The sequence below is a fragment of the Pseudomaricurvus sp. genome, assembly GCF_965662505.1.
Classification (GTDB): Bacteria; Pseudomonadota; Gammaproteobacteria; order Pseudomonadales; family Cellvibrionaceae; genus Pseudomaricurvus.
In genome coordinates this window covers 1-6,029 of record NZ_CBFIHX010000166.1, presented here as the reverse complement: position 1 = coordinate 6,029, position 6,029 = coordinate 1, and the positions used below count along the sequence as shown (strand labels likewise).

Here is a 6,029-nt window from a genome sequence, read left to right as displayed (position 1 = left end):
GCCGCTGCGGGCGGTTTTCTGGGCGCCAGTTTTGCGTATGCCTTTAATCGTGGCGTAAACCGTGGTTTGTTCTCCAACGAAGCTGGTCAGGGTTCTGCTCCCATCGCTCACGCTTCGGCGAAAACGGAAGAGCCTGTGTCTGAGGGCATGGTGTCCATTCTGGAGCCGTTTATCGACACCATCATCATCTGCACCTTGACCGGGCTGGTGATTCTGTCGTCCGGTGTGTGGACAGAAAAGCACGAAACGCACTTTCAGCGAGCCGACACCACCTTTGTGTTGGGCGACTACAGTGACAAAGATGCCGCTGATCGGGAAGAATTATTTCACTACCTGAATCGTGGAGAGCACTCTATAGAGCCTTACACCGGTGCCATCAATGTCGTGGGCGGGGTGGCCGACGATCTAAATTACACGGTGTTAAGTTCGCGCTCGGTGGCGGAGCATGTGCGCTACAGTGTGGGGGGCGACCATCCCTTTACCGGTGTGTTGGAAGTGGTGGATGGGCAGCTTGAAAATCAAAACGTCACCATGACGGGCAAGTCGTTAGTGCACTCGGCGGAGCTGACCACGCTGGCGTTCACCAAAGGCTTCTTCGGTCAGTACGGTCAGTACATTGTCGCCATTGGTTTGTTACTGTTTGCATTTTCCACCACCATTGCCTGGTCCTACTACGGGGATCGGGCGATGATTTACCTGGTGGGGCAGAAAGGGGTGATGCCGTATCGTGTGTGTTATGTGGCGGGATTTTTCTGGGCATCGTTTTCAGACACCACACTAATCTGGAACCTGACCGCGGTAACCCTGGTGTTAATGACGATGCCCAACCTGTTGGGCATTATGCTGCTGCGCAAAGACATGAAGCAGAGTGTGGCGGAGTACTGGGAACATTTTGAAAGAGATAAGCAGAAGTAAAACGTTTCAGAGCTGAAGCTAACCAGAAGTAAAATTAGGCTCAGCAGACCCTAATCACTTAACTCGCCCCGAAGATTCTGAGTCATCAAGGCTCTGATCTGATCTTTGGGGCCATCCTGACTCAGCAGATAATGCAGCTTGGTGAGGGTGGCTTCGATGGTCATGTCTCCACCACTGATCACGCCAGCCTGAGCCAGGGCATTGCCTGTGGCGTAACCTTCCATATTGACTCTTCCCTGCAAGCATTGCGTGCAATTGATAATGAGAGTGCCTCTGTCTGTTGCCGCTTTCAGTGGTCGTAAAAACGCCTCGCTCTGCGGCGCGTTACCCACACCAAAGCTTTGCAGGATGCACGCTGCCAGGGATTGTTGTAGCAGGTTGTCAATCAACGTTTCGGAAATGCCTGGGTAGAGTGTCACCACGCCAATGGTCTGGGGTTGAATCTTTTGTACCCGCAATGGCTCGGAGCTGGGTGTCGAACCCGCAAGCTTGCCGTTGATCAGGGTGATATCAATACCCGCTTCCAGTAACGGCCCGAAGTTAGGTGACTCGAAGGCGTTGAAACCATCGGCGTGGGTTTTGACGCTGCGGTTGCCTCGGAATAATCGGTTGTTAAAAAATAAACCGACTTCAGCGATGGGGTAGTTGGCGGCGATGTAGAGTGAGTTCAACAAGTTGGCGTGCCCGTCGGAGCGCAGCTGCGCCAGCGGGATCTGCGAACCGGTGACGATGACGGGCTTGGCCAAATTTTCCAGCATGAACGACAGTGCCGAGGCGGTGTAGGCCATAGTGTCGGTACCGTGCAGCACCACGAAGCCATCGTACTGGTCATAGTTCGCGGCGATGTCATCGGCAATCACCTGCCAGTCGGTTGGCCCCATGTTGGCTGAATCAATCAGCGGGTGGTATTCCTTCAGGGTAAAGAGGGGCAGTTCGGGCCGTTGAAACTCCGGCATGGATTGCAGGTGAGCACTGAGAAAGTCTTCTGCAGGAACATACCCCTGAGAAGAGGGCTTCATGCCGATGGTGCCGCCGGTGTAGGCAACGTAGATGGATTTTCGAACGGTGGCTGTCGTCATAGTCTGGCACTGAATACAAGGCGCGAAGGGATCGCGCATTGTATCGTGCCGAAGCTGTTCGAGGCCACGTTTGTGAGGGGGATGGTTAAAACGCAGCGATGTCGGTTTGGGTGCGTCCCAGAATCAATCCGTGGACATCGTGAGTGCCTTCGTAGGTGTTGACCACTTCCAGATTCACCATATGACGCATCACCGGATACTCGTCGGAGATGCCATTGCCGCCGTGCATGTCGCGGGACATGCGAGCAATCTCCAGCGCTTTTCCGCAAGAGTTGCGCTTGATCAGTGAGATCAACTCCGGAGAGATATTGCCGCTGTCCATCAGCTCGCCCGCGCGCAGGCAGCCTTGCAGGCCGAGGCTGATGTCCGTTTGCATATTGGCCAGTTTTAACTGAATCAATTGGTTGGCGGCCAGAGGACGTCCAAATTGTTTGCGCTCCAGAGTGTAGTTGCGGGCGGAGTGCCAGCAGGTTTCGGCTGCGCCCAGCGCCCCCCAGGCAATGCCGTAGCGGGCATTGTTCAAGCAACCAAATGGGCCTTTCAAACCCTGCACGTTGGGCAGTAATTGGCCTTGGGAGACAAACACATTGTCCATCACGATTTCACCGGTGATGGAGGCACGCAGAGCCAGTTTGCCCTCGATTTTGGGCGCGCTTAAACCCGGCATGCCTTTTTCCAGAATAAAACCGCGAATGATATCGTCGTCGGTTTTCGCCCACACCACAAACACATCGGCAATAGGGCTGTTGCTGATCCACATTTTGGCGCCGGTCAGCTGGTAGCCGCCTTCGACGCTTCTGGCGCGGGTGACCATGCTGCCGGGGTCGGAACCGTGATCTGGTTCGGTAAGGCCGAAGCAGCCAATGTGTTCACCGCTGGCCAGTTTTGGCAGATACTTTTCCCGTTGGGCTTCGGTGCCATAGGCGTAAATGGGGTACATCACCAGAGAGGACTGCACGCTCATCATGGAGCGATAGCCGGAATCGACGGCTTCCACTTCGCGGGCAATCAGGCCGTAACTGATGTAATCGACGCCCGGGCAGCCATAGCCTTCAATGGTGGACCCCAGCAGCCCCAGCTCCCCCATTTCCCGGAAGATCGCCGGATCGGTGTGTTCATCGCGAAAGGCCTGCTGTACCCGCGGCAGCAGCTTTTCCTGCGCGTATTGGCGGGCGGTATCTCTCACCAGCCGCTGGTCATCGGTCAGTTGTTGTTCCAGCAGGAAAGGATCCTGCCAGTTCATTTTTTGCCACTGCTTGCCTGAGGCCATATGCCCTCCGATTCGTTGTCTGGGGTGTATACCCCGTCATTGGAGCAACCATAGCAAACTTCTGTTTCCAACAATAAATATATGTTGTGTATTTAATCTATATAATTATTGTATGGGTTTGGTGTTGAAGAAACGTTTGATGGGGCCGTGATGGATCTGCGCAAGTTAGAGATTTTTGTCCAGGTGGCGCGCCTGAAGAGTTTTTCCAAAGCCGCGCAGGTACTGCATATGGCTCAGCCGCCGGTCAGTATTGCCGTGCGCAAGCTGGAGGAAGAGCTGGGGGCAAAGCTGTTGGTGCGGGATAAGCGGACGTTGACGCTAACCCATGAAGGAGAAACGGTGCTGGCGCAGGCGGAGGTGATTTTGCGTCAGGTGGATGACCTCAAAGAGACGGTTGGTGACTATCAGGGATTGTTGCGCGGCGAATTGAATCTGGCCTGTCCGGCCATGGCGGGAACTTATCTTTTGCCACAGCTACTGGGGGAGTTTCTGGATTTGTATCCGGGGTTAACCGCCGCAGTGACACAGGCCGGTACGCAGAAAATTGAGCAGCTGCTGCTGGACGATGACATTGAATTGGGGGTGGTTACGTCACTGGAAAACGACAAGAGTCTGGAGGTTGTTCCGCTGGTGACTGAGACCATGATGCTGTGTGTCGGCAGTAACAGCCCTTTTCGCAAACGCAAGTCGGTGGATGTGGCCGAGTTGGCCGGTGAGTCCATGGTTTTGTACGAGCGTGATTATTTTATTCGAAAAAGTTTTGATGCTCTCTGCGAAGACCGAGACGTTGTTCCGGATATCCGATTGCAGACTAATTACCTGCCGCTGATTTCCAAGTTGGTAAAGCAGCATCACGGGGTGACGGTGGGCTTAAATATGATGGCGGAACAAGAGCCGGGAATTTTCGCGGTGCCTTTACAGCCGGTGACCTACGTGAACCTGGGAATCGCCCGTCGCAAAGGACGGACGATTTCCAAAGCCAATCAGGCATTTGTGGATTGGCTGAAAGAGGGTCATCAAGCTTCACTACTTGCTAATGATATCATTCAGTGACAAGGCGCCATCTTTCACCTCGCTGAAGACGGCGGAAGCTTGTTGCACCAGTTCTGCACCATTTTCGGCATGATTGCTGGCCACACTCATTTGCTCGGTCATTTGTTCGGTCAGGGTACGGTTGGTATCCACCAGAGTGCGAATTTCAATCGTCGAAGTTTGCGCGCGACTGGCCAGCTGTCGAACCTCATCCGCGACGACCGCAAAACCCCGGCCGTATTCTCCGGCGCGAGCGGCTTCAATCGCAGCGTTGAGGGCCAGCAAGTTCGTTTGTTCGGCAATACCACTGATGGTAGCCACAATGTCATTAATACTCTTGGATTGTTCCACCAGCTGCTCCGCGAACTGAGCGGATTCGGTGACCGCTGATGAAATTTGATGGGCTGAATCGACGGCTGAGGTCAGGACTTCAGAGCCTGAGTTCGCGCGGTTAACCGTTGTGCTTGCGGCGCTTTCAACGGCTTGGGTAATGGATTTCAGAGATTCGGTTTGTCTGACTTGAGCCGTGATATCACTGGCGAACTTGATGACTTTGATCACCTGCCCGTGAACATTGATGATGGGGTTGTAGCTGGCTTCCAGCCAGATTTCTGAACCATCTTTTTTACGGCGGCAGAACTGACCGCATCGGTACTTGCCCGATTTTAATTTGGCCCAGAAGTCAGGATTGTTCTGATAAAAGACGTCATCGCAAAACATACGATGTTCCTGGCCTTTGATTTCAGCCAGCGTGTAGCCCATGGTGTTCAGGAAGTTTTGGTTTGCATCGAGAATATGGCCGTCGGGAGTAAATTCAATCACCGCCTGTGAGCGGTTGAGAGATTCTATAATTGCCGTTTGTTCGTTGCGCTGATCGGCCATGTGGGTGATGTCAGTGGCGAATTTAATAACGCGAACGGTTTGTCCCTGATGAGTTACCGGGAAGTAGTTGGCTTGCAGCCAGACCTTTGCGCCGCCATTGCCTATTCGGGAGAACTCTCCGGTTTGCGGAATACCGCTTCTGAGATCTTGCCAGAATTGAGTGTATTGAGGGGAGTTCACATAGTCTGACTCGCAGAACATGGAGTGATGTTTTCCAACAATACCGTCCAAAGGGTAGCCGACAACCTTAAGGAAGTTGTCGTTGGCAGTCTCGATGATGCCGTCGGGATTAAATTCAATAACGGCATTGCAGCGCTTGATGGCATCAATAAACTCGGATTGAATCTCGATTCTTTTGTTGAGCATCACAGAATCGTCACGCCCGAATAGATTGCTAAACATTTTACTCACCCTTTCTTTGCATCCCTGACTTTTATGTAATGGTTCCTGAGTACCTCTTGATGCTGTTTAAGCTGTCGGCCTCGGCTGTTATATCTTTATTCCGTTAAACCTAAAGGGGAGGGCTGAAGCTATCAAATCTGCACTTCTCATCCAAGGGTAAACCCTTATTTGGGGTGCGCTGCTTTTTTGTCTGCTTTTCATCCTGGTGTTCGGGTGCTCCCAACGTACTGATATTACTGGGGTAAACGAGTCTCGCGTATTGTTTGGCCGTTTTTATGGAGACAGGAATTGAGCAGTTTTTATATTACAAAAAAACAATGTTTCCGCAATGAGTAGGAACAATTAGTCTAAAAAATATCAATAAAATCGCTTATTGAAGCCGCGCTGATGGCGGTTAAGACGGTGGGTCAACTCGCTCAGGAAGAGTGGTATTGACTCTGAACCAGCCT

Annotated in this window: 5 protein-coding genes; 2 read left to right on the top strand and 3 right to left on the bottom strand. The window is 52.6% G+C overall.

Annotated elements, in window-relative coordinates; genetic code table 11:
* Positions 1–915 (top strand): alanine:cation symporter family protein (locus tag ACTG33_RS15705; RefSeq protein WP_439136168.1); only part of this gene is annotated, 915 nt, incomplete at its 5' end.
* A gap of 50 nt (positions 916–965) precedes the next feature.
* Here ACTG33_RS15705 and ansA read toward each other — a convergent pair.
* Together ansA and ACTG33_RS15695 are read right to left on the bottom strand one after the other, a co-directional pair.
* Entirely contained in the window at positions 966–1,994 is a 1,029-nt protein-coding gene (gene ansA / locus ACTG33_RS15700; RefSeq protein ID WP_439136167.1) for an asparaginase, read from the bottom strand.
* An 85-nt stretch (positions 1,995–2,079) separates the two neighbouring features.
* Positions 2,080–3,264: an acyl-CoA dehydrogenase gene (locus tag ACTG33_RS15695; protein ID WP_439136166.1), complete on the bottom strand. Its 1,185-nt coding sequence runs from the start codon at positions 3,262–3,264 to the stop codon at positions 2,080–2,082.
* 150 nt (positions 3,265–3,414) lie between these two features.
* On the opposite strand from ACTG33_RS15695, the gene ACTG33_RS15690 reads away from it, so the two are divergent.
* A complete protein-coding gene (locus tag ACTG33_RS15690; protein ID WP_439136165.1) occupies positions 3,415–4,317 on the top strand; it encodes a LysR family transcriptional regulator in 903 nt (300 codons plus the stop codon).
* Here the strand turns inward: ACTG33_RS15690 and ACTG33_RS15685 are convergent.
* Entirely contained in the window at positions 4,291–5,580 is a 1,290-nt protein-coding gene (locus ACTG33_RS15685; RefSeq protein ID WP_439136164.1) for a methyl-accepting chemotaxis protein, read from the bottom strand. The genes ACTG33_RS15690 and ACTG33_RS15685 overlap by 27 nt on opposite strands.
* Positions 5,581–6,029 lie beyond the last annotated feature (449 nt).

What these genes read in the sequence shown, in the direction of transcription:
- ansA (WP_439136167.1), bottom strand. Translation starts at nt 1,994, where the DNA reads ATGACGACAGCCACCGTTCGAAAATCCATCTACGTTGCCTACACCGGC.
- ACTG33_RS15695 (WP_439136166.1), bottom strand. Translation starts at nt 3,264, where the DNA reads ATGGCCTCAGGCAAGCAGTGGCAAAAAATGAACTGGCAGGATCCTTTC.
- ACTG33_RS15690 (WP_439136165.1), top strand. Translation starts at nt 3,415, where the DNA reads ATGGATCTGCGCAAGTTAGAGATTTTTGTCCAGGTGGCGCGCCTGAAG.
- ACTG33_RS15685 (WP_439136164.1), bottom strand. Translation starts at nt 5,580, where the DNA reads ATGTTTAGCAATCTATTCGGGCGTGACGATTCTGTGATGCTCAACAAA.